The sequence below is a fragment of the Comamonas koreensis genome, assembly GCF_021026195.1.
GTDB lineage: Bacteria > Pseudomonadota > Gammaproteobacteria > Burkholderiales > Burkholderiaceae_C > Comamonas > Comamonas koreensis.
This window is the reverse complement of the sequence record NZ_JAJNCT010000009.1, coordinates 160,608-184,757: the sequence shown is the minus strand read 5'-3', so window position 1 is coordinate 184,757 and position 24,150 is coordinate 160,608. Positions and strand designations below refer to the sequence as shown.

Here is a 24,150-nt window from a genome sequence, read left to right as displayed (position 1 = left end):
CCGTCTGCCTGCCCCGTGAACCGCTCCCTGCCTCCTGAACACCTGCAATCACCCGCTTCAGCCTCGTTTTCCGAACGTGAGTTTCGCAATGCGCTGGGCCAGTTCGCCACCGGGGTGGCCGTGGTGACGGCGCTGGCGCCCGATGGCAACAAGGTCGGGCTGACGATCAGCTCCTTCAATTCCGCCTCGCTCACGCCGCCGCTGGTGCTGTGGAGCCTGATGAAGACCGCCACCTCGATGCCGGTGTTCGAGAGCGTCAGCCACTACGCGATCAATGTGATGGGCGCGCACCAGAAGGAGCTGGCCTTGCAGTTCAGCCGCAAGGGCATCGACCGCTGGGCGGGCGTGGAGTTTGAGATGGGCGTGACCGGCGTGCCGCTGATCGCCGGCGCCATTGCCAGTTTTGAATGCCGCAACGGCCCGCACCATGATGCGGGCGACCATGTGATCCTCGTCGGCGAGGTGGCGCACTGCCAGCATGTGGTGGGCGTGCCGCCGCTGCTCTACCACGGTGGCAATTTCTATACCGAACAGCTAATCTGAGCCGCCCGCGCTGCAGGCAACAAAAAACGACCCGAGGGTCGTTTTTCATTGGCCAGGGCGCTGCTTACTTCTCGACGAAGGCGCGTTCCACCACAAAGTCGCCTGGCGTCGAGGTATTGCCTTCCTTGAAGCCCTTGGCTTCTAGCAGTTCCTTCAGCTCGGCCAGCATCGCGGGGCTGCCGCAGAGCATCACGCGGTCCGTGTCCGGGTTCAGTTCGGGCAGGCCGATGTTCTGCGGGAAGGTGCCGGCGGTGATCTGGTTGGAGATACGGCCCTGGTTACGGAAAGGCTCGCGCGTCACCGTGGGGTAGTACACCAGCTTGTCCTTGACGATTTCGCCGAGGAACTCATGGTTGGGCAGCTCTTCTTCCAGCAGCTTCTGGTAGGCCAGTTCCTGGACCTGGCGCACGCCGTGCACGACGACAACCTTCTCGAAGTGGTCATAGGTCTCGGGGTCGCGCGCCACCGACAGCCAGGGCGCCAGGCCGGTGCCGGTGCCGATCAGGTACAGGTTCTTGCCAGGCAGCAGGTAATCGACCAGCAAGGTGCCCGTGGGCTTCTTGCCGACGATGATGGTGTCACCCACCTGGATGTGCTGGAGCTTGCTGGTGAGTGGGCCGTCATCGACCTTGATCGACAGGAACTCCAGGTGCTCTTCGTAGTTGGGGCTGGCGATGGAATAGGCGCGCAGCAGGTTCTTGCCGTCGACCTTCAGGCCGATCATCGTGAAGTGGCCGCTGGAGAAACGCAGCGCGGGATCACGGGTGGTCGTGAAGGAGAACAAACGATCGGTCCAGTGGTGAACAGACAGGACACGTTCTTCGAGAAAGGCGCTCATAGCAGTGCAGTACTCAGTTAGTCTTGTGTATATCTATAAACGCTATTGTTCACTATTCATACAACTTAAACGTCATATGGACATATCGGCGCGTTGTGAGCGGGGTTTTTCAGCGTTCCGGGGCCTATTTTCGACCTAACGCAATAAGACCAGTGGGCTAGAAGTTATCCAGGATGTTGGAAATCGAGGTCGCCGCCAGCAGCACATGGGGCAGCAGCTCGGCCTCGGCCTTGGCCGTGCCCCAGCGCGTGGAGGGGGCGGAAATGGTGATCGCGCCAATGGGCACACCGCCCCGGCCGGTGATGGCGGCGGCCACCGAGATATCGCCCACCACGGTCTGGTTTTGCACGATCGCATAGCCGTCGCGCTCGGCGTCTTCGATGCAGCGCAGCAGCTCCTCGGGGTCGGTCATGGTCTGGGCGGTGATCTTGACCAGCGGCGTCGATTCGATCAGACGCAGGCGCTCGTCCATCGGCAGCTTGGCCATCATCGCGCGGCCTGAGGCGGTATAGGCCGCAGGCAGGCGTGAGCCCACGGCAAAGTCTGAGTTGTAGATGTAGCGGCCCGGCACCTTGGCGATGAAGACCACCTCGTTGCCATCCATCTCCTGCAGGTTCGAGGTCTCGCCCAGGGTGTGGGTCATCTCGATCAGGTAGGGGTAGGCGCGCTCGACGATGCGTTGTGAGCGCAGGTAGTTGTACGACAGGCGCAGCACCTCGGGCGCGAGCGTGTACTGGTTGGAGCCGGGCAGACGCCGGATGTAGCGCAGTTTCTCCAGGGTAAAGATGATGCGCTGGGTGGCGCTGCGGTCGAGCTGGGCGGCCCGGGCAATCTCGGCCAGCGACATCTCGCGGTGGGTGTCGCGAAAGGCCTCCAGCACCTGAAAGGCCTTGGCCAGGGAGCCCACAAACAGCGAGGATTCGCGGGCGGAGGGTTCAACGCTTGCTACGGGCTCGGCAATGCTGTGTGTGGTTTTAGGCATCGTAAAAAGCGGCTGTCTCGGGTCACTGTCTAATGTTTTTGCAGGAAGCTCGCGTCCAGGCTTGTGGCCTGGGGCGCGCCCAGCAATCTGAGGGTTGTCTCCAGCTCGGTGCGCAGTATCTCCAGAACCTCGGCCACGCCCTGCGGCCCGCGCGACGCCAGCCCGTACAGGGGCGCACGCCCCAGCAGGACGGCATCGGCCCCCAACGCCCGGGCCTTGGCGATGTCACTGCCTCGGCGCACCCCGCCATCGACAAAGATATGCATCTTGCCATGAACGGCGTCGGCAATCTGCGGCAATTGGGCCATCGGTGCGGGTGCGCACTCCAGCTGGCGCCCGCCGTGGTTGCTGACCACGATGCCGTCGGCGCCGGCCTGCAGCGCGCGCCGGGCATCGTCGGCGCTGAGCAGGCCCTTGACGATGACGGGCCCCTTCCAGTGGCGGCGCACCCAGGCCAGGTCTTCCCAGCGCAGGGCCATGTCCATCTCGCGGCTCATCGCGGCGGCCTGCTTCTGGATATTGCTCTCCACCCCGGCGCTGCGCGCCAGGTTGACCAGCTGCGGCGAGCCGCCCTGGCGCAGCATGCGCAGGCACCAGCGCGGGTGGCTGAGCAGGTCGGCCAGCAGCCGGGGCGTCCAGGGCACGGGCATGCGAAAGCCGTTGCGCACATCGTGGTCGCGCTTGCCATGCACCATGGTGTCCACCGTCAGCATCAGCGCGCTGAAGCCTGCTGCCTGCGCGCGGGCCATCATGCTCTGCGCTATGCGGCGGTCCTTTTGCACATAGAGCTGCAGCCACAGATCGCCCGGGCTGGCGGCGCGCACATCTTCCAGGAGCGACGTGGAGGCAGTCGACATCACAAAGGGCAGGCCGGCGGCATGCGCCGCGCGCGCCAGCACCTGCTCGGCCTGGGGCCAGTACAGGCCGTTCAGCCCGGTGGGCCCGACAAAGGCCGGCATGGCCTGCTTGCGGCCAAACAGCTCAATGCTGGTATCCACCTGGCTGACATCGACCATCGTGCGCGGCAAGAAGGTGACATCGCCCCAGGAGGCGAGGTTGCGGGCCATGCTGCGGCCGTCTTCCGCGCCGCCTTCGAGGTAGTCAAAAGCGAAGCGGGACAGGCGCCGGCGGGCCAGCGCACGGTAGTCTTTGATGGCGGGCAGCATGGCGGGTGCTCGCTCAGGCCAGTTGGCGCTCGGCCTGCAGCTGGGCCGTCAGCACCTGGCGCAGGCGGGCAGACAGCTCGGGGTTGCAATCGACCAGCGGGGCCAGCAGGTGCGGGGCCTGCACGCCCACCAGGTCCCAGACCGACTTCATCGGGCCGGGGTTGGTCTCGGCAAAGGCCAGATCCAACAGGCCAATCAACTCCTGGTGCAGTGCCAGTGCTTCCTGGGTCTTGCCGCTGCTCAGCAGTTCGTACATGCGTGTCCATGTCTTGGGCAGCAGGTTGGCGGTCACGATGATGCCGCCCTGAGCGCCGCAGAGCATCTGCGCGGGGAAGATGGTGTCCTCGCCGCTCAGCACCGCAAAGCTGGCATCCACGCCCTTGACCACCTTGAGGAAGTGGTACATGTCGGTGTTGCAGGCCTTCATGCCGATGATGTTCTCGTGGCGCGAGAGCTCATGCAGCACTTCGGGTGCGATGGAGATGCGGGTGCGGTAGGGGATCTCGTAGATCACCACCGGCAGCGGCGACGCATCCGCATAGCGCAGGAAGTAGTCGCGAATGCCTTGCTGCGACGGCGTGGTGTAGTAGGGCGTCAGCACCATCAGCGCATCCGCGCCGGCATCGGCCAGCGCCTGGCCGGAGGCAATGGCGTCGTGGTAGCCGGGGTCGAGCACGCCGGCCAGCACCGGCAGGTCGGCGGCCTGGTGCTCGCGCACGGCAGCGACCATGCGGGCCCGTTCGGTACGCGACAGCGCGCCGTATTCGCCGGTACCGCCCAGCGGCACGGTGCCGCTGATGCCGCTGCCTTGCAGGTGGTCCAGCAGCGCACGCACGGCCTGGGTGTCGATCTGGCCGTCGGCGGTTACCGGCGTGGCCAGTGCAGGGAAGATGCCGCGGAGTTGCTCAGAGGTGATACGTGTAGTCATGGTTCATCAATTCAAAGAAGCGGCGGAGCGGCGACGCAGCCAGTCCGCACAGGTGATCAAAATGCCGATGAAGGCGAATAGGCAGGTCGAGACGGCGGCGATCACCGGCGAGATCTGCAGGGTCACTTCATCCCAGAACTGCTTGGGCAGGGTGGAGCTCAGGCCACCGGAGGCAAACAGCGAGATGGTCAGCTCGTCAAACGAGGTGGCAAAGGCAAACAGGAAGGACGAGGTCAGGCCGGCGGCAATGATCGGGAAGGTCACATAGCGCAAGGTCTGCCAGGGGCGCGCGCCCAGGCTCTGGGCAGCCATGTCCAGGCGCGTGTCGTAGTTGCGCAGCACGGCCATCATGGTCATCACCACATAGGGGATGGCGATGACGGTATGCCCCAGCACCAGGCCCAGCGAGGTGCCCACGAGGCCCACCTTGGAGAAGAAATAGAACATGCCCACGGCAATGATCATGCGCGGGATGATCAGCGGCGACAGCACAAAGGCCAGCAGCAAGGCCTTGCCGCGCATCTGGCTGCGCACCAGCAAAAAGGCCACCGGCGTGCCCACGGCCATGGCCGCCAGCGCGGCAAAAAAGCCCACAACAAAGCTGCGCACCGTGGCGTTGATCCACAGCGGCGAGGCCAGCATGTCCTGGTAGTGCTGCAGGGTGAAGCCCTGGGGCGGCCAGTTCAGGCCCGACTTGTCGGCGAACGAGATCGGGATCATCAGCAACGCAGGCACGCTCAGGAACACCAGCAGGGCCACCACGCTGGCGCGCAGCACGAAGGAATCTCCCTGCTGCAGATCGCGTTTGCGCGAGCGAGGCACCAGCGCAATCAGCCGGTCGCTGATGCTGCCCAGCAGGCCCAGCACCGTCTCGGACAGCTGGCGCATGAAGCCGCTGCTGTGGTTGCTCTTGTCGGACTGCGCGCCCGTCATCGTCGACAGGCCCAGCACCTTGTCATAGATCGCAAACACGATCAGCACCACGATCAGCAGCAGCACCGAGATGGCACCGGCAAAGCCCCAGTTCATCACCTGCATCACCTGCTCGATGATGAGCTGGGTGATCATGGTCTCCTTGCGGCCACCCAGCAGCTGGGGCACGATGAAGAATCCCACGGCGGTGACAAAGACCATGATGGCGCCCGCTGCCACGCCGGGCATGGACAGCGGAAAGTACACACGCCAGAAGGCCGTGCCCGGGCGTGCGCCCAAGGTGAGCGCGGCGCGCGGCAGGTTGCGGTCGATGTTCTCCATCACCGAGAGCATGGTCAGCACGGCCAGCGGCATCAGCGCATGGACCATGCCCACCAGCACGGCGCCAAAGCTGTAGAGCATGTTCGAGGGCGCATCCTGCAGGCCCAGCGCCAGCAGCAGCTGGTTGGCCAGGCCGTTGCGGCCCAGCACCACGATCCAGGCAAAGGCGCGCACCAGAAAGCTGGTCCAGAAGGACAGCAGAATCCAGAACACCCAGCGGCTCTTCTTGTCCTTTTGCAAGGACGAGACCAGGTAGGCAATCGGGTAGCCGCCGACGATGGACAGCAGCGCCGTGACCAGCGAGATCTTCAACGTGATCCACATCGTGTCCAGGTAGACCGAGGAGCTGAACAGCTGGCTGTAGTTGTTCCACTTGAAGCTGCCATCGCTGTAGATGCTCAGCAGCAGCAACTGGCCGACCGGATAGACCAGCAGCACCAGAAACAGCATGACCAGCGGTGCGGCCATCATCAGCGGCCTTACCCAGGCCGCGCGGGGGGTGGCGGCGCTGTTCATGCGGGCTCCGGAACGGCGACGGCATCGCTGCTGGACCAGCCAAAGTCCACGGTGCTGCCCAGCGCATGGTCATGCTTGGCGATGGAGGTCGGGAAGGACAGCACCACCGGCTCGCTGCTGAGGGCAGGCGCCTTCAGGTAGAGCTTGGTGAGGCTGCCGGTGATCATCGTGTCGAGCAGCTGGCCGCTGAAGCGTTCGCTGGCGCCTTGGGCCGCAGCGGCGGCCGCCATGTTTTGCGGGCGTACCATCACGCAGACCTTGGCGCCGGTGGTGAGCGGCTGGTCGGCCGATGCCAGCAGCTCGGTGCTGGTGCCGTTTAAGGCCACGCGGGCCTGGCCGCCCTGGCTGGACACCACGGTGCCCTTGAACAGATTGCTCTCACCCAAGAAATCCGCAACAAACGGCGTGCGCGGGCGGAAGTACAGGTCCGCCGGCGAGCCCAGCTGCTCGATGCGGCCGCCGTTCATCAGGCAGATGCGGTCCGACATGGTCATCGCCTCTTCCTGGTCGTGGGTCACATAGACGATGGTGGTGCCGGCCTCGCGGTGGATGCGCTTGATCTCCAGCTGCATGTGCTCGCGCAGCTTCTTGTCCAGGGCGCCCAGCGGCTCATCCATCAGCACGATGGAGGGCTTGTAGACCAGGCAGCGCGCCAGTGCAATACGCTGCTGCTGGCCGCCCGACAGCTCTTTGGGAAAACGCTGCGCCACATGGGGCAGGTGCACCAGCTCCAGCGCTTCCAGCGCGCGCTTCATCGCGGTGGCGCGGTCCAGCTTGCGCATCTTCAGCGGAAAGGCGATGTTCTCGGCAATCGTCATGTGCGGGAACAGCGCATAGTTCTGGAACACCATGCCGATGTCGCGCTCATAGGGCGCTCCATAGGTCACATCCTTGCCGTTGATCAGCAGCTGGCCGCCATCGGGCACGGACAGGCCGGCGATCATGCTCAGCAAGGTGGTCTTGCCCGAGCCCGAGGGGCCCAGCAAGGTCAGGAACTCGCCCTCAGGCACTTCCAGGTTGGTGGGGTGCAGCGCGACAAAGGAGCCGTAGCGCTTGGTCAGACCCGCAATCGACAGTTTTATGTTCTTCATTTCAATGGACTCCATTGCACCGCGGTGCAACGAATGAACCTGGAGGTGCCTGTGCGGAGCTCGGCAGGCTGTGCCGCAGCTCCGCAGGGTTCGTCATCAGTGGCGGGCCGTGCTTACTTCAGCACCCAGCCGTTGAACTTCTCGATCACTGCAGCCTGGTTGGCCACCCAGTACTTGGCATCGATCTGCACGCCGTTCTTGATGTTGTCGGGATAGGTGGGCGAGTCCTTGGCCAGCTCGGGCTTGATGTACTTGAAGGCCTCGGGCTGGGTCACGCCGGCGGCAAAGTACTGGCTGAGCGAGCCCATGCGCTGGGGCTCGGACGCGAACTTGATGAACTCGCGGCAGGCGTCGGCATTGGGCGTGCCGGCCAGGATGGACCAGCTGTCCACGCCCCAGATGTTCTGGTTCCAGACGATGCCGATCTTGGCGCCATCGGCATTGGCCGACTGCGGGCGCGACACCCAGGTGGCGATCATGTCCACTTCGCCGGACTTGAGCATCTGCTCGACCTGGGCACCGGAGTTCCACCAGACGTCCACCTTAGGCTTGATCGCATCCAGGGCCTTGAAGGCGCGGTCCAGATCCAGTGGGTAGAGCTGCGCAGCTGGCACGCCCGAGGCCATCGCGGCCTGCTCCAGCGTGTCGAAGGGGTGCTTGCGGATGCCACGGCGGCCGGGGAAGTCCTTGACGTTCCAGAAATCGGCCCAGGACTTGGGTGCAGCGCGACCCTTGAAGGCCTCTTCGCGGTAGGCCAGCACGGTGCTGTAGACATTGGTGCCCACGCCGTAGGGCGACATGTACTGCGCCGGGATGGTCTTGACGAAGGGGTCGTTCTCCAGGCCGTGCTTTTCCAGCAGCACCTTGCCGCCTTCGGTCAGCAGCAGGATCGCGGGCTGGCTGATCTTGGCCATGTCCCAGGTGTAGTTCTTGGTCTCGACCATGCTGCGGATCTGCGCCACGGGCTCGGCCGTTGCCTGCACCCCCACCACTTCGATGCCGGTCTTCTGCGTGAAAGGCTTGTAGTACACCGCGCCATAGGCCTTGGTGTAGATACCGCCGTCATCACGCACCACGATACGCTTGGATGTTGCACGGGCATAGCGCAGTACGGCAGGTGCAGCAATCAGGCCTGCGCCAGCCACGGCCGCCTTCAGTGCGGTGCGACGGGAGGTAGTGATCTCAGTCATAAAGTGTCCTTTCGAAGGAAGAGGCAGGGGAAGTCAAGGGAGGGAAGGGATCAGGGAGCGGGCGGCAGCAGGCGCCCGGGGTTGAAGCGCTGCTGCGGATCGATGGCGCGCTTGATCGCATGCATCAGATCGAGCTCGACGGCGGGCTTGAACAGCGCCATCTCGTCGGTCAGCACCTGGCCGATGCCATGCTCGGCGCTGAAGGTGCCGGCCAGCGCGCAGGCCACTTCGTTGACCGCCTGCTTGACGCGGCGCGAGAGCTGGTCCTGCTCGGCGGGCGAGAGCGCCTGCCACTGCGCAAACTGCATCTGCGGGATGAAGTGCACATTGCCATCGCCCAGGTGGGCGACGATGATGATGGGCGCGCCCGGCACAATGCGGTGCGCGGCAGCCGTGGCCTGGCTGATGAAGGCCGGGATGGCCGACAGCGGCACGGCCGGGTCGGTGTTGATGCCGATGCCGGCCTTCTTGTTGCCTTCGGAGACGCTGTGGCGCACCTCCCACCAGTCGGCCTGCTGCTTGCCGTTGGTGGCGATGGCCGCATCCAGCAGCATGCCCTCTTCGGCGGCGGCCGACAGGGTCTCTTCCAGCGCGGCGGCCAGCAGGGCCTCGTCGCAGGTATCGGTCAGCTCCACCAGCACATGCCAGGGGTAGCTGGGGCTCAGTGGCGCGCGGCGGTCGGCCACATGGTTCAGCACAATGTTCAGCTGCACATCGTTGAGCATCTCAAAGGCCGACAGCGAGGCGCTGCAGCGGCTCTGGAAACGGGCCAGCATGTCGATCGCCGCCTGGGGCGATTCCACCGCCAGCCAGGCCATCGCACGCGCGGTGGGCAGCGGGTGCAGCTTGAGCGTGGCGCCGGTGATGATGCCCAGGCTGCCTTCGGAGCCAATGAACAAATGCTTGAGATCAAAACCGGTGTTGTTCTTGCGCAGGCCGTAGAGCCCTTCCCAGATGCGGCCATCGGGCAGCACCACTTCAAGGCCCAGCACGTTTTCGCGGGTATTGCCGTAGCGCAGCACGCCCGTGCCGCCGGCATTGGTGGCAATATTGCCGCCGATCTGGCAGGAGCCTTCGGCGCCCAGGCTCACCGGGTAAAGGCGCCCATGGCTGCGGGCGGTCTCTTGCACGGTCTGCAGCACGCAGCCCGCGTCGACCACCATGGAGTTGTTGGCCGGATCGACCGCACGCACCTGGCGCATGCGGCCCAGGTTGATGACCACCGTCTCGGGCAGGTCCGTGCGGGGAATCGCGCCTTCGCAGAGGCTGGTGTTGCCACCTTGGGCCACCACCGGCACCTGCGCTGCATGGCAGAGCTTGACCACCTCGGCCACCTGCGCCGTCGTCGACGGGAACACAACGCACTGCGCCTGGCCCTGGTAGCGCCCGCGCCAGTCGGTCACATGGCCGGCCAGGTCCTCCTTGCTGCGGAGAACTGCGCTATCACCAAGCAACGCGATGAAGGTCTGAATCAATGCCATATGCCCACGGGTCCAAAGTCTGGAGAGAGGACTCGATGATGGCTAATTCTTAATAAGATTAGTATTAGATGAAATACGAATACATGTAATCGAATAGCAATTAATACGAGATAATTAACGCGGTGCAGGCATCTCCAAAACCTGTCGCACCAAGCGGTCAAAACCGCCCTGGCATCCGCATGCTGTCTGCCCTTTGCCACCCAGGGTGCTGGCAGCGCGCGGAAGCCGTCACAATAGCGGCCTGAATATCAGCGCCTGCCTCCGCTGCGAGGCCGGTCTCACCTGGAGACTTTTGCATGCGTATTTCTGCCCGTTACCCGCTGTTGTCGCGCACTGCCAGCGCCTTGCTGCTCGCTGGTCTGGGGGCCTCGGCTGCCCAGGCGGCCGGTGTGATCAAGATCGGTGAGATCAACAGCTACAAGAACCAGCCCGCGTTTCTGGAGCCCTACAAGCGCGGCATGGAGCTGGCGGTGGACGAGGTCAACCGCGCGGGCGGCGTGAACGGCAAGAAGCTGGAGCTGATCACCCGCGACGACAACGCCAACCCGGGCGATACCGTGCGCGTGGCCGAGGAGCTGATCGCACGCGAAAAGGTCGATGTGCTGGCCGGCGGCTTTCTGTCGAACACCGGCATGGCGCTGACCGACTTTGCCAAGCAGCGCAAGTTCTTCTACCTCGCCACCGAGCCGCTGACGGACAAGATGGTCTGGAGCAATGGCAATGCCTACACCTTCCGTCTGCGCCCCTCCACCTACATGCAGGTGTCGATGCTGGTCGAAGAGGCGCTCAAGCTGAAGAAAAAGCGCTGGGCCCTGGTCTACCCCAACTACGAATACGGCCAGTCCTCGGTCGCCACCTTCAAGGCCAAGATGAAGGCGGCGCAGCCGGATGTGGAGTTTGTCACCGAGCAGGCCACGGTGCTGGGCAAGGTCGATGCCGGCAGCGTGGTGCAGGCGCTGGCCGATGCCAAGCCCGATGCGATCTTCAACGTGCTGTTTGCCACCGACCTGACCAAGTTTGTGCGTGAGGGCAATACGCGCGGCCTGTTCAAGGGGCGGGAGGTTGTCAGCGTGCTGAGCGGCGAGCCCGAGTACCTCGACACCTTGAAGGCCGAAACGCCCAATGGCTGGATCGTCACCGGCTACCCGGTGCACAGCCTGAAGACGCCTGAGCACAAGGCTTTCTTCGACGCCTACCAGGCCAGGTACAAGGACTACCCGCGCCAAGGCTCGGTCGTCGGCTATGCCGGCATCAAGTCGCTGGCCGAGGGCATCAAGAAGGCCGGCAGCACCGACACTGAGGCGCTGATCAAGGCCTTTGAAGGCCTGCAGGTCGTGTCGCCCTTTGGCCCCATCACCTGGCGCGCGCAGGACCACCAGTCCACCATGGGCGCCTATGTGGGCAAGCTCAAGAACGTGGGTGGCAAGGGCGAGCTGGTGGACTATGTCTACCGCGATGGCAAGGACTACCTGCCCAGCGATGACGAAGTGCGCAAGATGCGCCCGCAATAAGGTGATGGAACGCTGCCTGGCCCCCGCACGCACCGCAAGCCTGCGGGCACGGTTGCCCGTTTGGCTGGGGCAGCCTGACGGCCAGGCATGGCCACAAGCGCAGGATGCCGCATGAGTTTTTCCGGTCTGCTGGTGCAACTGCTCAACGGCCTGGCCGGCGCCTCGTCGCTGTTCCTGGTGGCCGCCGGGCTGTCGCTGATTTTTGGGGTTTGCCGCATCGTCAACTTTGCGCATGGCTCCTTCTACATGGTGGGCCTGTATGCGGCCTATGCGCTGGCCGAGGCCATGGCGCCGCTGGGCGGTGGCTGGGGTTTCTGGCTGTCGCTGCCGTTGTCGGCCATCGCCGTCGGGCTGCTGGGCGGCCTGGTCGAAGTGCTGCTGCTGCGCCGCATCTACAAGGCGCCCGAGCTGTTCCAGCTGCTCGCCACCTTTGCGCTGGTGCTGGTGATCAAGGATGCGGTGCTCTGGCTGTGCGGGCCCGATGAGCTGCTGGGCCCGCGCGCGCCGGGGCTGGGCGGTGCGGTCGATATTCTGGGCCGCGCCTTTCCGAGCTATGACCTGTTCCTGATCGCGGTGGGCCCGCTGGTGCTGGGCGCCACCTGGCTGCTGCTGCACCGCAGCCGCTTTGGCATGCTGGTGCGCGCCGCCACGCAGGACCGAGAAATGGTCGGCGCGCTGGGCGTGCGCCAGGCCTGGTTGTTCACGGCCGTGTTTGCCTTGGGGGCCGCCTTGGCCGGGCTGGGTGGTGCGCTGCAGCTGCCGCGCGAGCCGGCGACCCTGGAGCTCGATCTGCAGACCATCGGCTCCGCCTTTGTCGTCGTGGTCGTCGGCGGCATGGGCTCGCTCACCGGTGCCTTTGTCGCGGCACTGCTGGTGTCTACCGTCAAGGCGCTGTGCATCTGGCTCGGCGTGGTGCAGATCGCCGGCATCGATATCGCGTTTCCGCAGCTCACCCTGGTTGCTGATTTTCTGGTGATGGCCGTGGTGCTGGTGCTGCGCCCCTGGGGGCTGCTGGGCCAACCGCAGGCGGCCAGCCGCAGCCATGGCCTGCGCGAGCAACCGCTGCGTGCGCCGCCGCCTGCTTTGAAGGCCGTGGGTGCCGCCGTGCTGCTGGCCTTGCTGGCACTGCCCTGGGCGGTGGATGCGCAGTCCTACACCCTGGTGCTGATGGTGGACCTGGTCATTGCCGCGCTGTTTGCCACCAGCTTGCATTTTCTGATGGGGCCGGCCGGTCTGCATTCCTTTGGCCATGCCGCCTTCTTTGGCCTGGGCGCCTATGGCGCGGCACTGCTGCTGAACGCGGCGGGCCTGCCGATGCTGTGGGCGCTGTTGCTGGCGCCGCTGCTGGCGGCCTTGGGCGGCGTGCTGACGGGCTGGTTTGCGGTGCGGCTGACGGGCGTGTATTTCTCGATGCTGACCCTGGCCTTTGCGCAGATCATCTGGGCCACCACCTTCCAGTGGGATTCGGTCACCGGCGGCAGCAATGGCCTGACCGGTGTCTGGCCAGCGGCATGGCTGGAGGACAAGCGCTGGTTCTACCTGCTGACCCTGCTGCTGGCCACCGCCGGCGTGCTGGCGCTGTGGCGGGTGCTTTATGCCCCGCTGGGCTATGCCTTGCGCGCCAGCCGCGATGCGCCGCTGCGCGCCGAGGCCATCGGCATTGCGGTGGCCAAAGTGCAGTGGATGGGCTTTGTGCTGGCCGCCTCGGTGGCCGGGCTGGCAGGCGCCTTGTTTGCGTTCTCCAAGGGCAGCATCTCGCCGGAGACGATGTCGGTGGCCAAGTCGGTCGATGGCCTGGTCATGGTGCTGCTGGGCGGTGTGCAGACCTTGGTCGGCCCGATTCTGGGCGCCTTCAGCTTTACTTGGCTGCACGATGCCGTGGCGCGCAACACCGACTACTGGCGCGCCACCCTGGGCGCGGTGATTTTGCTGCTGGTCTTGCTGTTCCCGCAGGGCATTGCCGGCTACGGCAAGCGCTGGTGGCAGTGGCTGCTGCAGCGGCGCGGGGCATAAAAAAGCCCCGCCAGCATGCGCGGGGGTGGAGTGTGTTGGGGGACCGGTCAGCTGCTGCAGGCCTTGCTGCCCTTGGCGGCCTGGATGCCCTTGGCCTTGGCATCCGCTACCGTCATGTACTCGCCTTGCTTGGTGGTGCCGTAGTGGCGGTCACCTTGGCAGTGGTAGATCTTGGAGTTGGTGTTGGCCCAGACCTTGCCGGCACCGCCACCAGGAGCGGGGGTTTTGGCCTTGGCCTTGTCTGCTGCAGCGGCCGGTGCGGCGGCAGGCGCCGCTGCGGTGGTTTTGGCCGCTGGCGCCGGTTTGGCGGCCGGGGCCGTGCCTGCGGCCGGGGTCTGGGCAAAAACGGCTGCGGTGCTGCACAGGGCGATACCGCTGATCCAGGCTTTCCAGGTGTTGCGCATAAAAACTCTCCTGTCGTTATGTTGGTAGGTATGCCAGGCCGCAGGGCCATGGCAGTTCCATGCTGCGGCGGGCATGCACAAAAAACAACCGGGTCAATGCGAATTGATGTTCCTTATTACTGGTTATTTTGTAATTGCTTGTTTTTATTTAATATTTGTATTAGCACTGGCGGCCGGTCGATCCATACCAGGGTAAAGACGGTCCAGCGCCTGGTGCAGACAGTCACCCAACTGCAGCTGCAGCGCCTGCAGGTGGGCGGCACGCGCCTCATCGCTCAGTGCTTCGCCAGGCGCCAGGCTGCCCAGCGCCTTCCACTGCTGCTGCCACTGGGTGGCGCGCAGCTGCACGGCGGCCTGCACGGCCTCGCTCCACTGCGCCGGTGCACTGGGGCTGGTGTAGCGCCCGCGCCCCCGGCCAAAGTGCGAGATCACCAGGTATTTGAGCAGCAGCTGGCCGGTCAGGGCGCTGAGGTACTCGGGCGACAGGTGAAAGCGCTGGGCCTGCTGGTCGAACATCTTGTTCGCGCTCCAGGCGGCGCCGGCAAAGGTGACGGCACCCACCAGGGCGCCCACCAACGCACCTGCGCCCAGGGTCATGCCACCAGCAACCATGTCCGCGCCCAAGCCCGTGGCTGCGCCGGCTGTAAGCGCACCCCAGAGGCTGGCCGTCTGCGGGTCCAGCGGTGTGCTGGTTTTCAGGTGGTCCTTGAGCTGTTGCTGGATCTGGCTGGCTGCCTGGCCGTCGAGCTGGTGCAGCTCCAGCAGCGCCTGGGTGCTGGCCAGGTCGGCCTGCTGCAGTGACTGGGTCAGCCGTTGCATCGCGGCGGTTTGTTCGGGGCTGAGCTCGGCGCCCTCAGCACCGCTGCCCCGGATCGCCTGCGCGACCGAGCCGCTGACCTTGTTCCAGGCGCGCTGCCAGAGCTTGTTGTCGCTGGCCTGCACCGTCTCTTGCGCGGTGGCCGCCAGCAGCAGCTGTTCGGCCAGCGCCTTCAGGCTGGCCGCTTCGCGCTGCTGCTGGCGCGCGGCGCGGGTCTGCAGCAGGCGCTGGTAGGCCGGCTGCTTGGCATCGGGCAGCAGCGGTGCGATGGACTGCATCACCTGCTTCTCATGCCACCAGCTGCGGGTAAAGGCATCGAGCACCTGCACCGAGCGGACGGTGCCGGCAAATTCGGCCGTTGCCGTGCGCCAGCGCTGCAAATCAGCGGCGGTTTGCGCGGCACTGGTGTCGCTGCCAATCTGGTTGAGCAGCACCAGCACGGGCTTGTCCATCCACTGCAGGATGCGCATCTCGCTGGCCCAGTAACCGGCGTCGGCCGGGTCTTCGGCGGCATTGACCAGGTAGAGCATCACATCGGCATGGTCGCGCGCGGCCTGCAAGGCGCGCTGGCTCATGTAGAAGGGCTTGTCGCGCCAGCGGTCCCAGACATTGGACAGAAACCAGCCCAACGGGTTGCCTTGCTGCTTCAGGCGGTTGTAGAGCCGCACCGAATCGCCAAAGCCCGGCGTGTCCCAGAGCCATAGTTCGTCGCCTTGCTCGGTGCGCTGCAGCAGGTAGCGCTGCGATTGGCTGGTGACATGGGCGGCATCCTGCACTTCGCCAATGTCCTCGGCCACCAGGGTGCGGGCCAGGGTGGTCTTGCCGATATTGGTGTGCGACAGCAGGCACCAGGCAATCGACTGGTCGCCGGCACCGGCGGCATCGGGTGCCAGTGCGGCGGAATGCTGGGGGTCGTTCGTGGTCTCGGTCATCGTGCGGATCTCGTCAGGTGCCGGTGGTGATCAGCTGGGCGTTGATGCCATGCTGGCGGGCAAACTCCTGCCACAGCGCTTCGCGCTCCTGCAGGCGGCGGGGGGCGCCGGCATTGCGGGCGGCAAAATCGCTGCCCCAGAGCCAGAGCTGGCCATTGGCGCCGTGGCGGTTGTGCAGCTGGGTGAGCAGCTCGCCATGTACCTCGGCCTCTGGTGTGGCCGACAGGCTGACCAGTAGCACTGCCTGCGCGCCTGCGGGCACATCGATGCCGGGCAGCGCCGCGCCATAGGCCAGGGTGGGCAGCCAGTCGACATGGGCGCCAGCGCCATAGAGGCTGATCGCATGGTGGCCGATCGCCGCGCGGCGCTCGGGCGTCACATCGATGCTGAAAGGCAGCAGCACCAGGCGCGTGGCCAGGCCGCCAAAGTCGCGCTGCAGGCGGGCAAAGTAGGCCTGGTTCAGCGGCAGCTGCAGGTGCTGGCGGCGCCAGCGTGCGCGCAGCCCCTGCCACAGGGCCAGCAGCAAACGCGGTAGCACCACGGTGGCGCACAGCAAGGCGGTATAGGCCCAGACCCAGCGCTCGCCCACATAGGTGACCGGCGCGCTGAGTACACCGGGCTGCGGCGCCTGGGCCGCTGCCGATTGGTACTGCGCCGGCATGCTGCTGGTCACCCAGCCTTGCAGCGCCTGGATGTCGGCCAGGCTCCACGGCGTTGTCCACTGCAGCCACTGGGTGGGGGCGAACAGGATGTTGAGCCAGTGCTGCACCTGCGCGGCCGACAGGAAGGTGCTCTCCCAGCCGACCTGGTATTCCTTGGTCAGGCCGGTGAGCCACAGCGAGGCCAGTGCGCCGGCTGCCACCAGCGCCGCACCCAGGTGCAGCCACTGCAGCCACTGGGCGTTGCGCACGCCTTCGCTGGCCTGCCACCAGTTGCGTTCAAAGCGCAGCGCCATCTTGCGCAGGCCGCTGCCGCGCAGCGCGGGCATGGCCTTGCCGCGCAGGCGTGCCAGCCAGCCGGGGTGTTCGTCGGCGGTTGCGGTGGGTGTGTCTTGGCCGCCAGCGGGCAGCTGGGCCGGCTCCCAGAGCGCCACCCGGGCGGGCTGGCGCCGCGCCAGGCCCACCATGCTGCGCACCAGCAGCACCGCATACATCAGCAGGTTCCACAGCACGATGCCCATCAGCGACAGTGACAGCAGATCGACCCGGTGCGGATCGGTGATGCGGTGGCTCGCAAAGCCCAGGCACAGCGCCAGCAGGCCGATGGCCAGCGGCGTCCAGCGCGCCAGGCCCGGGGCATGCTGCCACAGCTGGCGCACATCGGCGGGCAACTGGCTGGCCTGGATGATGCGCTGGGCGCGCAGCTGCAAAAACTGGGCAAAGGCGGCCTGGCCGGCCTTGCCACCCAGTGCGGGCTTGCCCAAGGTGTGCAGCACCTCCTGCGTGATGGCCTCGCAGCGCGCAGCGCTGGGCAGGGCCTCATGGGGCGGCGAGGTTTCGATGGCATGGGCCAGGGCGATGTCACGAACGGCGTCAGCTTTCATGGCAGCTATTGTGGCACCGGGAAAACCTGCAAGCTGTAGCCAAGGACGCTGTGGTATCAACGAAGCTTTGCGTTCACAGAGACAGAGCAGATGACAACAATGATGAACTTTGCCGAGATGCCCGATGCCAATGGTTTCTTTGGTGACTACGGCGGCCAGCTGGTGCCCCCGCACCTGAAAAAGGCGATGGACGATATCGCCGAGGCCTACGCGCAGATCGTGCAGCGCCAGGATTTCCAGGATGAGCTCCAGCATCTGTTCCAGGACTATGTGGGCCGCCCCAGCCCCATCTTCCATGCCCGGCGCCTGTCGCAGCAGCTGGGCGGCGCGCAGATCTACCTCAAGCGCGAAGACCTCAACCACACCGGCGCACACAAGATCAACCACTGCCTGGGCGAGGCGCTGCTGGCCAAGTTCATGGGCAAGACCAAGGTGATCGCCGAGACCGGTGCCGGCCAGCATGGCGTGGCCTTGGCAACGGCCTGCGCGCTGGTGGGCATCCCCTGCGAGATCCACATGGGCCAGGTCGATATCGAGAAGGAGCACCCCAACGTCACCAAGATGCGCATCCTGGGCTGCAAGCTGGTACCGGTGACCTTTGGCCAGGCAACGTTGAAGGAAGCCGTCGACAGCGCGTTTGAGGAATACCTCAAGGACCCGACGAACTACCTCTATGCGATCGGCTCGGTGGTGGGCCCGCACCCGTTTCCGAAGATGGTGCGCGACTTCCAGTCCATCGTCGGGCGCGAGGCGCGCGAGCAGTTCCAGACCCGCCACGGCAAGCTGCCCGACTATGTCGTGGCCTGCGTGGGCGGCGGCTCCAATGCGATGGGCATCTTCAGCGCCTTCCTGGCCGATGGCGGTGTCAAGCTGGTCGGTGTGGAGCCGGCGGGGGAGGGCGTGGACCAGCCGGGCAAGCATGCCGCCACCTTGTCGGTGGGCAAGCCCGGTGCCATCCATGGCATGAAATGCTATGTGCTGGAGAACGCCGATGGCAGCCCTGCGGCCGTGCATTCCATCGCCTCGGGCCTGGACTACCCCGGTGTGGGCCCGCAGCACAGCTACCTCAAGGACCTGGGCCGGGTCGACTACCAGGCGGTGGACGACCAGGCTTGCCTCAACGCCTTCATGACCCTGTCGCGGGTCGAGGGCATCATCCCGGCGCTGGAAAGCGCCCATGCCGTCGCCTGGGCCATGCGCATCGCGCCCCAGCTGGACAAGGAGGTGAACATCCTCGTCAACCTCTCGGGCCGGGGCGACAAGGACGCCGATTACGTGGCCAGGAAGCTGGGGCTCTGAGGGGACACAAGAGCCGGTCGAAGCCAGAAACAACTACCGAACAGGGAGCACAAGCTCCCTTTTTTTGCGCCCAATCCCGCTTGGGTGGCGGGCTGCCGCCACCCCCGGTACCCGGGTAAATACGCTTCTGCTATTTGGATATGTCTATTTAGTATTTGTAGATTGCATACTGAATAGCTCAGAATGCGGTTTTCGCATTCAATACCCATGGAACTTCGCCAGCTTGAGGCCTTCGCGGCCGTGATCTCGACCGGCAGCGTGACGGCCGCCGGCCGCATGCTGGGCCGTTCGCAGCCCGCGATCAGCCGCCTGGTGCAGGAGCTGGAGCAAGAGATTGGCTATGCGCTGTTCAGCCGCAACGGACCGCGCATCACTCCGAATGAGCAAGGCTTTCTGCTGTACGAGGACGTGGCCCATGCGCTGCACAGCCTGCAGCAGATCCGCCAGCGCGCCCGCGAAATTGCAGGCGGCAGCCAACGCCCGCTGAACCTGCTGGCCACACCGGCGCTGGCGGCCGGCCTGGTGCCTGCGGCGCTGGCACGGCTGGAAGGCGCGATGGCGCAGAGCATCTCGCACATCCAGCTGCGCAGCGCCTCGCCCGAGCAGGTGGCCCAGGGTGTGCTGACCGGTGCCGCCCAGCTGGGCGTGAGCAGCCTGCCGCTGGAGCACCGGGGCCTGCAGGTGCACTGGATTGGCCGCGCTGCCTGCGTGGCGGTGCTGCCCGAGGGCGACCCGCTGGCCGCACTGGACGTGGTGCCCCTCGCCGCGCTGGCCGAGCGCCGCATCATCACCATGGCCAACCCCTACCGCTTGCGCGGCCGCTTGGATGAGGCCTTTGCCGCCGCCCGCCCGGGCGCGCAACCCGGGCAGACCCAGTTCATGGAAACCAATGCCTCGGTGAACGCGATGGCTGCGGTGCGCGCGGGCCTGGGCGTCTCGGTGCTGGAGCCGGTGACGGCGCTGGGCCTGCCGCTGCAAGGCGTGGTGGTGCGCCCGCTCGATACTGAGATCCCCTTTTTGTTTGGCGTGGTCAGCCAGCAGGCCACGCCTTGCACGCCGGCGATGGATGCGCTGTGCCAGGCCTTGACCGAGGTGGCGCAGGCGCTGCTGCCCGGCTTTGTACTGCATGACGCGCGAGAGCACGCCGCGCTGCTGGAAGAAATGCTGCCAGAGGGCCAGCGGCCCGCTGCTGGCGCGCAAGAACCTTGAGAGAACCACGCATGAACGACGACCGCCAATTGCCGCCCGCCGGGCTGGCTGCACTCGAAGCACGGGTGCGCCAGGACCTGGCCTGGCTGGACCTGCCCGCCAAGGACTGGGTGCCCGAAACCGCGCTCGAGGGCGAACCGGTACTGCCCGTTGCCATCATCGGCGGCGGCATGTCGGGTCTGGCCGCGTGCGCGGCGCTGCGCTTCATGGGCGTGCCGGCCGAGATTTTTGACCAGTCGCCCGCCGGCTTTGAAGGCCCCTGGGCGACGACGGCGCGCATGGAAACCCTGCGCTCGCCCAAGCAGCTCACCGGCCCGGCGCTGGGCAAACCGGCGCTGACCTTCCGCGCCTGGTTCGAGTCGCAGTTCGGCCTGGAGGCCTGGGAGGCGCTTGACAAGATCCCGCGCCTGCAGTGGATGGACTACCTGCGCTGGTACCGCCAGGTGCTAGCGCTGCCGGTGCACAACGGCCACAAGGTGCTGGCCGTGCGCCCACGCGGTGCCGATGGCGTGGTGCAGCTCGATCTGCAAACCCCCGACGGCGCACGCAAGGTGCTGGCACGCCATGTGGTGCTGGCCACCGGACGCGACGGCCTGGGCGGCGCCTATGTGCCAGAGATGGCGCGCAGCCTGCCGCGTGACCGCTGGGCGCATTCCTCGGACAGCACCGATTACGCCCAACTGGCTGGCAAGCGCATCGGTGTGGTGGGCGCCGGTGCCTCGGCCATGGACAGCGCCGCCACCGCGCTGGAGAGCGGCGCTGCCAGCGTCGATCTGCTGATCCGCCGCAGCGATATTCCCCGTGTCAACAAGGGCAAGGGCGCCGGCAGCCCGGGGCTGACCCATGGCCATCTGCACCTGCCCGATGACTGGAAGTGGAAGATCCGCCACTACATCAATGTGCAGCAGGTACCGCCACCCCGGGGCAGCACCTTGCGCGTCTCGCGCCATGCCAATGCCCGCTTCAACCTGGGCTGCGCGATCGAGCGCATGGAATGGACCGGCGACGAGATCCGCGTGCACACCTCCAAGGGCGTGTTCCACCTGGACTTTGTCGTGTTCTCCACCGGTTTTCGCATCGACTGGAATGCGCGCAGCGAGTTCGCCCCCTTTGCCGCCCATGTGCGCAACTGGGGCGACCGCTTCCGCCACCCCGAGGGCGAGGACGACCAGGAGCTGTCCGATTCGCCCGACCTGGGCCCGGCCTTCGAGCTGCAGCCAAAGATTCCCGGCGCCTGCCCAGGGCTGGAACGCATCCATGCGTTCTCGTACCCGGCTGCGCTGACGCATGGCACCGTGTCCGGCGATATTCCTGCGATCAGCGTGGGCGCCGAGCGCCTGGCCCAGGGCATCAGCAGCCGCCTGTATGCCGAAGATGTGCAGTGGCATTTCGAGAAGCTGCAGGCCTTCAGCGACCCCGAGGTGTTTGGTGACGAGTGGACGCCGGCCGAGCCGCCTGACCAGACCGCTGCGCTGCTGGACAAGGCGGACGCACCATGATCGGCTGGCTGTTGCGCCGCCTTGCGCAGGCGCTGGTGGTGGTGCTCTTGATGACGGTGATCGTCTTCGTCGGCCTGCATGCCATCGGCAACCCGGTCGATATTTTGATCGGCCAGGACGTGGACCAGGTCGAGCGCGCGCGCATCATCGCCCAGCTGGGCTTTGACCAGCCGCTGTGGCGCCAGTACCTGGGCTTTGTTGGCGGCGCGCTGCAGGGCAACCTGGGCGTGAGCTTTGTCTACAACGTGCCGGCCATCGAGCTGATTTTGCAGCGCCTGCCGGCGACCCTGGAGCTGGCGATTGCCGCGCTGGTCATCGCCGTGGTGCTGGGCGTGCCGCTGGGCCTGCTGGCCGGCCTCTACCCCGAGAGCTGGTTTTCCAAATCCATCATGGCCGGCAGCATTGTGGGCTTTTCGCTGCCCACCTTCTGGGTCGGCCTGATGCTGATCATGACCTTCAGCGTCTCGCTGGGCATGCTGCCGTCGAGCGGGCGCGGCCAGACCGTGGAGTTTCTCGGCGCGCAATGGTCGTTTCTGACCACCGATGGCCTGCGCCACATGCTGCTGCCGGCGATCAACCTGTCGCTGTTCAAGATCTCGCTGGTGATCCGCCTGACGCGCGCCGGTGTGCGTGAAGTGCTGCCGCTGGACTATGTGAAATTTGCCCGCGCCAAGGGCCTGTCGCCGCTGCGCGTGGTGGGCCTGCATGTGCTGCGCAATACGATGATTCCGCTGGTCACCGTGCTGGGCCTGGAGCTGGGCTCGACCATCGCGTTTGCGGTGGTGACCGAGAGCATCTTCTCCTGGCCGGGCGCCGGCAAGCTGATTCTGGACAGCATCAATGCGCTGGATCGCCCCGTCATCGTCTCCTACCTGGTGGTGGTGGTCTGCCTGTTTGTCACGCTCAATCTGATCGTGGATATCTTGTACAAGGTGCTCGACCCCCGCGTGCGCCTGGAGGGCGCAGCATGAGCGGCACCAACACCCCAGCCAACACCCCCGTGGGCACGGCCCCGGCAGCGGCACTTCGCCAGCCTTCGCCCTGGCGCGCGCATGTGGCGGATTTCATGGCCTCGCGCCTGGCGCTGTTTGGCCTCGTCGTCGCCGTGGTGCTGATTCTGGCGGCGCTGGTCGCTCCCTGGATCACGCCGCAGAACCCCTATGACCTGCAGCAGCTCGACGTGCTCGATGCACGCCTGCCGCCAGGCTCGGCCAATGGCATGGACAGCTTCCACTACATGCTGGGCACCGACGGCCAGGGCCGCGATCTGTACTCTGCGATTCTCTATGGCCTGCGCATCAGCCTGCTGGTGGGCGTGGGCTCGGCGCTGATTGCCGGCGTCGTGGGCACCTTGCTGGGCCTGCTGGCCGCCTATGCCGGTGGCAAGACCGACACAATCATCATGCGCGTGGTCGATCTGATCCTGTCCTTTCCCTCGATCCTGGTGGCGATGATGATCCTCGCCTACCTGGGCAAGGGCGTGGGCAATGTGGTGCTGACCCTGGTGATCCTGGAATGGGCCTACTACGCCCGCACCGCGCGCGGCCAGGCCCTGGTCGAGCGCCGACGCGAGTATGTCGAGGCGGCACGCTGCCTGGACATTCCCAACTGGCGCATCATGGTGCGCCACATCCTGCCCAACTGCCTGCCGCCGCTGATCGTGATCGGCACCCTGCAGATCGCCCGCGCCATCACCCTGGAGGCCACCTTGAGCTTTCTGGGCCTGGGCGTGCCGGTGACCGAGCCTTCGCTGGGCCTGCTGATCTCCAATGGCTACCAGTTCATGCTCTCGGGCCAGTACTGGATCAGCTTCTACCCCGGCATTGCGCTCTTGGTCACCATCGTGGCGATCAACCTGGTGGGCGACCGCCTGCGCGATGTCCTGAACCCGAGGAACACCCGATGAGCAGCGTGCCCACCTTGCAGGTGCGCCATCTGCGCACCGAGTTTGCGACCCGCGCCGGCACCCTGCGCGCGGTCAACGATGTGTCCTTCACCCTGGAGCGTGGCCGCATCCTGGGCCTGGTCGGCGAGTCCGGCTCGGGCAAGTCCGTCACCGGCTTTTCCATCATGGGCCTGGTCGATGCGCCGGGCCGCGTGACTGGCGGTGAGGTGCTGTTCCAGGGCCGCGACATCACCAAGATCAAGCCCCGCGAGCTGCGCCAGCTGCAGGGCAACCGCATCGCGATGATCTTCCAGGACCCGATGATGACGCTCAACCCCGTGTTGCGTGTGGACACGCAGATGATCGAAGCGGTGCGCGCCCATACCTCGGCCAGCAAGGCCCAGGCACGGGAGCGGGCACGCGAGACCCTGGCGATGATGGGCATTGCCAGCCCCGACGAGCGCCTGCAGGCCTACCCGCACCAGCTGTCGGGCGGCATGCGCCAGCGCGTGGCCATTGCCACGGCCATGCTGCACCGGCCCGATCTGATCATTGCCGACGAGCCCACGACGGCGCTCGATGTGACCATCCAGGCGCAGATCCTGTCCGAGGTGCAGAAGCTGGCGCGCCAGCAGGGCACCTCGCTGATCTGGATCACGCACGACCTGTCGGTGGTGGCTGGCCTGGCCGACGAAGTGGCCGTGATGTATGCCGGCCGCATCGTCGAGCAAGGCGGCGTCGATGCCGTGCTGGACAGCCCGCTGCACCCCTATACTGCCGGCCTCATCGGCAGCCTGCCGGCCAACAACCGGCGCGGCAGCCGCCTGCAGCAGATTCCCGGCATGACGCCCAATATGCTGCAGCTGCCGCCGGGCTGCGCCTTTGCCGCCCGCTGCGCCCGCGCCACCGCTGCCTGCCAGGCCCAGCCCGAGCAGACCGAGCCGCTGCCCGGCCGCCTGGTGCGCTGCTTTCACCCGGCGCTGGCCGCCAGCGCCCCCGGCACCCTGGGTGCCGCCGCGCCGCAAGGCCTGGAGGCCCGCCCATGAACG

The 24,150-nt window shown here is 65.9% G+C and carries 20 protein-coding genes; 9 read left to right on the top strand and 11 right to left on the bottom strand.

The genetic code is table 11. The features are described from left to right. Nucleotides 1-15: 15 nt before the first annotated feature. Nucleotides 16-543: a flavin reductase family protein gene (locus tag LPW39_RS08810; protein ID WP_230773643.1), complete on the top strand. Its 528-nt coding sequence runs from the start codon at nt 16-18 to the stop codon at nt 541-543. A gap of 64 nt (nt 544-607) precedes the next feature. On the opposite strand, the gene LPW39_RS08805 is transcribed toward LPW39_RS08810, so the two are convergent. The 8 genes from LPW39_RS08805 to LPW39_RS08770 form a co-directional block, all read right to left on the bottom strand. Next, nucleotides 608-1,381, bottom strand: a complete 774-nt coding sequence (locus LPW39_RS08805) for a ferredoxin--NADP reductase (protein ID WP_230773638.1) — start codon at nt 1,379-1,381, stop codon at nt 608-610. A gap of 157 nt (nt 1,382-1,538) precedes the next feature. Then, a complete protein-coding gene (locus LPW39_RS08800; RefSeq protein ID WP_230773633.1) occupies nt 1,539-2,363 on the bottom strand; it encodes an IclR family transcriptional regulator in 825 nt (274 codons plus the stop codon). A 29-nt stretch (nt 2,364-2,392) separates the two neighbouring features. Then, entirely contained in the window at nt 2,393-3,529 is a 1,137-nt protein-coding gene (locus tag LPW39_RS08795; protein WP_230773631.1) for an alpha-hydroxy acid oxidase, read from the bottom strand. A gap of 13 nt (nt 3,530-3,542) precedes the next feature. Then, nucleotides 3,543-4,457, bottom strand: coding sequence for a 4-hydroxy-tetrahydrodipicolinate synthase (gene dapA, locus LPW39_RS08790; RefSeq protein WP_230773624.1), 915 nt, complete (start codon nt 4,455-4,457; stop codon nt 3,543-3,545). 6 nt (nt 4,458-4,463) lie between these two features. Continuing rightward, nucleotides 4,464-6,227: an ABC transporter permease subunit gene (locus LPW39_RS08785; RefSeq protein WP_230773619.1), complete on the bottom strand. Its 1,764-nt coding sequence runs from the start codon at nt 6,225-6,227 to the stop codon at nt 4,464-4,466. Beyond that, nucleotides 6,224-7,318, bottom strand: coding sequence for an ABC transporter ATP-binding protein (locus LPW39_RS08780; RefSeq protein WP_230773616.1), 1,095 nt, complete (start codon nt 7,316-7,318; stop codon nt 6,224-6,226). Before LPW39_RS08780 ends, LPW39_RS08785 begins: the two co-directional genes overlap by 4 nt. Nucleotides 7,319-7,431: 113 nt before the next feature. Further along, on the bottom strand, nt 7,432-8,508 hold the full coding sequence (locus LPW39_RS08775) for an ABC transporter substrate-binding protein (RefSeq protein ID WP_230773612.1): 1,077 nt from the start codon (nt 8,506-8,508) through the stop codon (nt 7,432-7,434). A 50-nt stretch (nt 8,509-8,558) separates the two neighbouring features. Beyond that, on the bottom strand, nt 8,559-9,989 hold the full coding sequence (locus tag LPW39_RS08770; RefSeq protein WP_230773603.1) for an FAD-binding oxidoreductase: 1,431 nt from the start codon (nt 9,987-9,989) through the stop codon (nt 8,559-8,561). Between the two features lie 296 nt (nt 9,990-10,285). Here LPW39_RS08770 and LPW39_RS08765 point away from each other — a divergent pair, with 296 nt between their 5' ends. Continuing rightward, complete coding sequence (locus LPW39_RS08765) at nt 10,286-11,500, top strand: ABC transporter substrate-binding protein (protein ID WP_230773595.1); 1,215 nt, start codon at nt 10,286-10,288, stop codon at nt 11,498-11,500. A 111-nt stretch (nt 11,501-11,611) separates the two neighbouring features. Then, entirely contained in the window at nt 11,612-13,513 is a 1,902-nt protein-coding gene (locus LPW39_RS08760) for an ABC transporter permease (RefSeq protein WP_230773585.1), read from the top strand. 47 nt (nt 13,514-13,560) lie between these two features. Here the strand turns inward: LPW39_RS08760 and LPW39_RS08755 are convergent, their stop codons facing one another. The 3 genes from LPW39_RS08755 to LPW39_RS08745 all read right to left on the bottom strand — a co-directional run bounded on the left by LPW39_RS08755 (nt 13,561) and on the right by LPW39_RS08745 (nt 17,209). Further along, a complete protein-coding gene (locus tag LPW39_RS08755) occupies nt 13,561-13,917 on the bottom strand; it encodes a signal protein (RefSeq protein ID WP_230773583.1) in 357 nt (118 codons plus the stop codon). Nucleotides 13,918-14,061: 144 nt separating this feature from the next. Beyond that, a complete protein-coding gene (locus LPW39_RS08750; protein ID WP_230773581.1) occupies nt 14,062-15,666 on the bottom strand; it encodes a DUF3482 domain-containing protein in 1,605 nt (534 codons plus the stop codon). A 13-nt stretch (nt 15,667-15,679) separates the two neighbouring features. Continuing rightward, nucleotides 15,680-17,209, bottom strand: coding sequence for a DUF2868 domain-containing protein (locus tag LPW39_RS08745; protein ID WP_230773579.1), 1,530 nt, complete (start codon nt 17,207-17,209; stop codon nt 15,680-15,682). 90 nt (nt 17,210-17,299) lie between these two features. Here LPW39_RS08745 and trpB point away from each other — a divergent pair, with 90 nt between their 5' ends. The 6 genes from trpB (at nt 17,300) to LPW39_RS08715 (ending at nt 24,147) form a co-directional block, all read left to right on the top strand. After that, the gene (gene trpB, locus LPW39_RS08740; RefSeq protein WP_230773577.1) at nt 17,300-18,508 is read left to right on the top strand and encodes a tryptophan synthase subunit beta; all 1,209 of its coding nucleotides are present in this window, start codon (nt 17,300-17,302) and stop codon (nt 18,506-18,508) included. Nucleotides 18,509-18,715: 207 nt separating this feature from the next. After that, nucleotides 18,716-19,717, top strand: coding sequence for a LysR family transcriptional regulator (locus tag LPW39_RS08735; RefSeq protein WP_230773576.1), 1,002 nt, complete (start codon nt 18,716-18,718; stop codon nt 19,715-19,717). Nucleotides 19,718-19,728: 11 nt separating this feature from the next. Then, complete coding sequence (locus tag LPW39_RS08730; RefSeq protein WP_230773574.1) at nt 19,729-21,216, top strand: SidA/IucD/PvdA family monooxygenase; 1,488 nt, start codon at nt 19,729-19,731, stop codon at nt 21,214-21,216. Then, nucleotides 21,213-22,187 (top strand): ABC transporter permease, encoded by a 975-nt coding sequence (locus LPW39_RS08725; RefSeq protein ID WP_133856796.1) that lies wholly within the window; start codon nt 21,213-21,215, stop codon nt 22,185-22,187. The genes LPW39_RS08730 and LPW39_RS08725 overlap by 4 nt, the downstream gene beginning before the upstream one ends. After that, nucleotides 22,184-23,122, top strand: a complete 939-nt coding sequence (locus LPW39_RS08720; RefSeq protein ID WP_133856797.1) for an ABC transporter permease — start codon at nt 22,184-22,186, stop codon at nt 23,120-23,122. Before LPW39_RS08725 ends, LPW39_RS08720 begins: the two co-directional genes overlap by 4 nt. Next, the gene (locus tag LPW39_RS08715) at nt 23,119-24,147 is read left to right on the top strand and encodes an ABC transporter ATP-binding protein (protein WP_230773572.1); all 1,029 of its coding nucleotides are present in this window, start codon (nt 23,119-23,121) and stop codon (nt 24,145-24,147) included. The genes LPW39_RS08720 and LPW39_RS08715 overlap by 4 nt, the downstream gene beginning before the upstream one ends. Nucleotides 24,148-24,150: the final 3 nt, after the last annotated feature.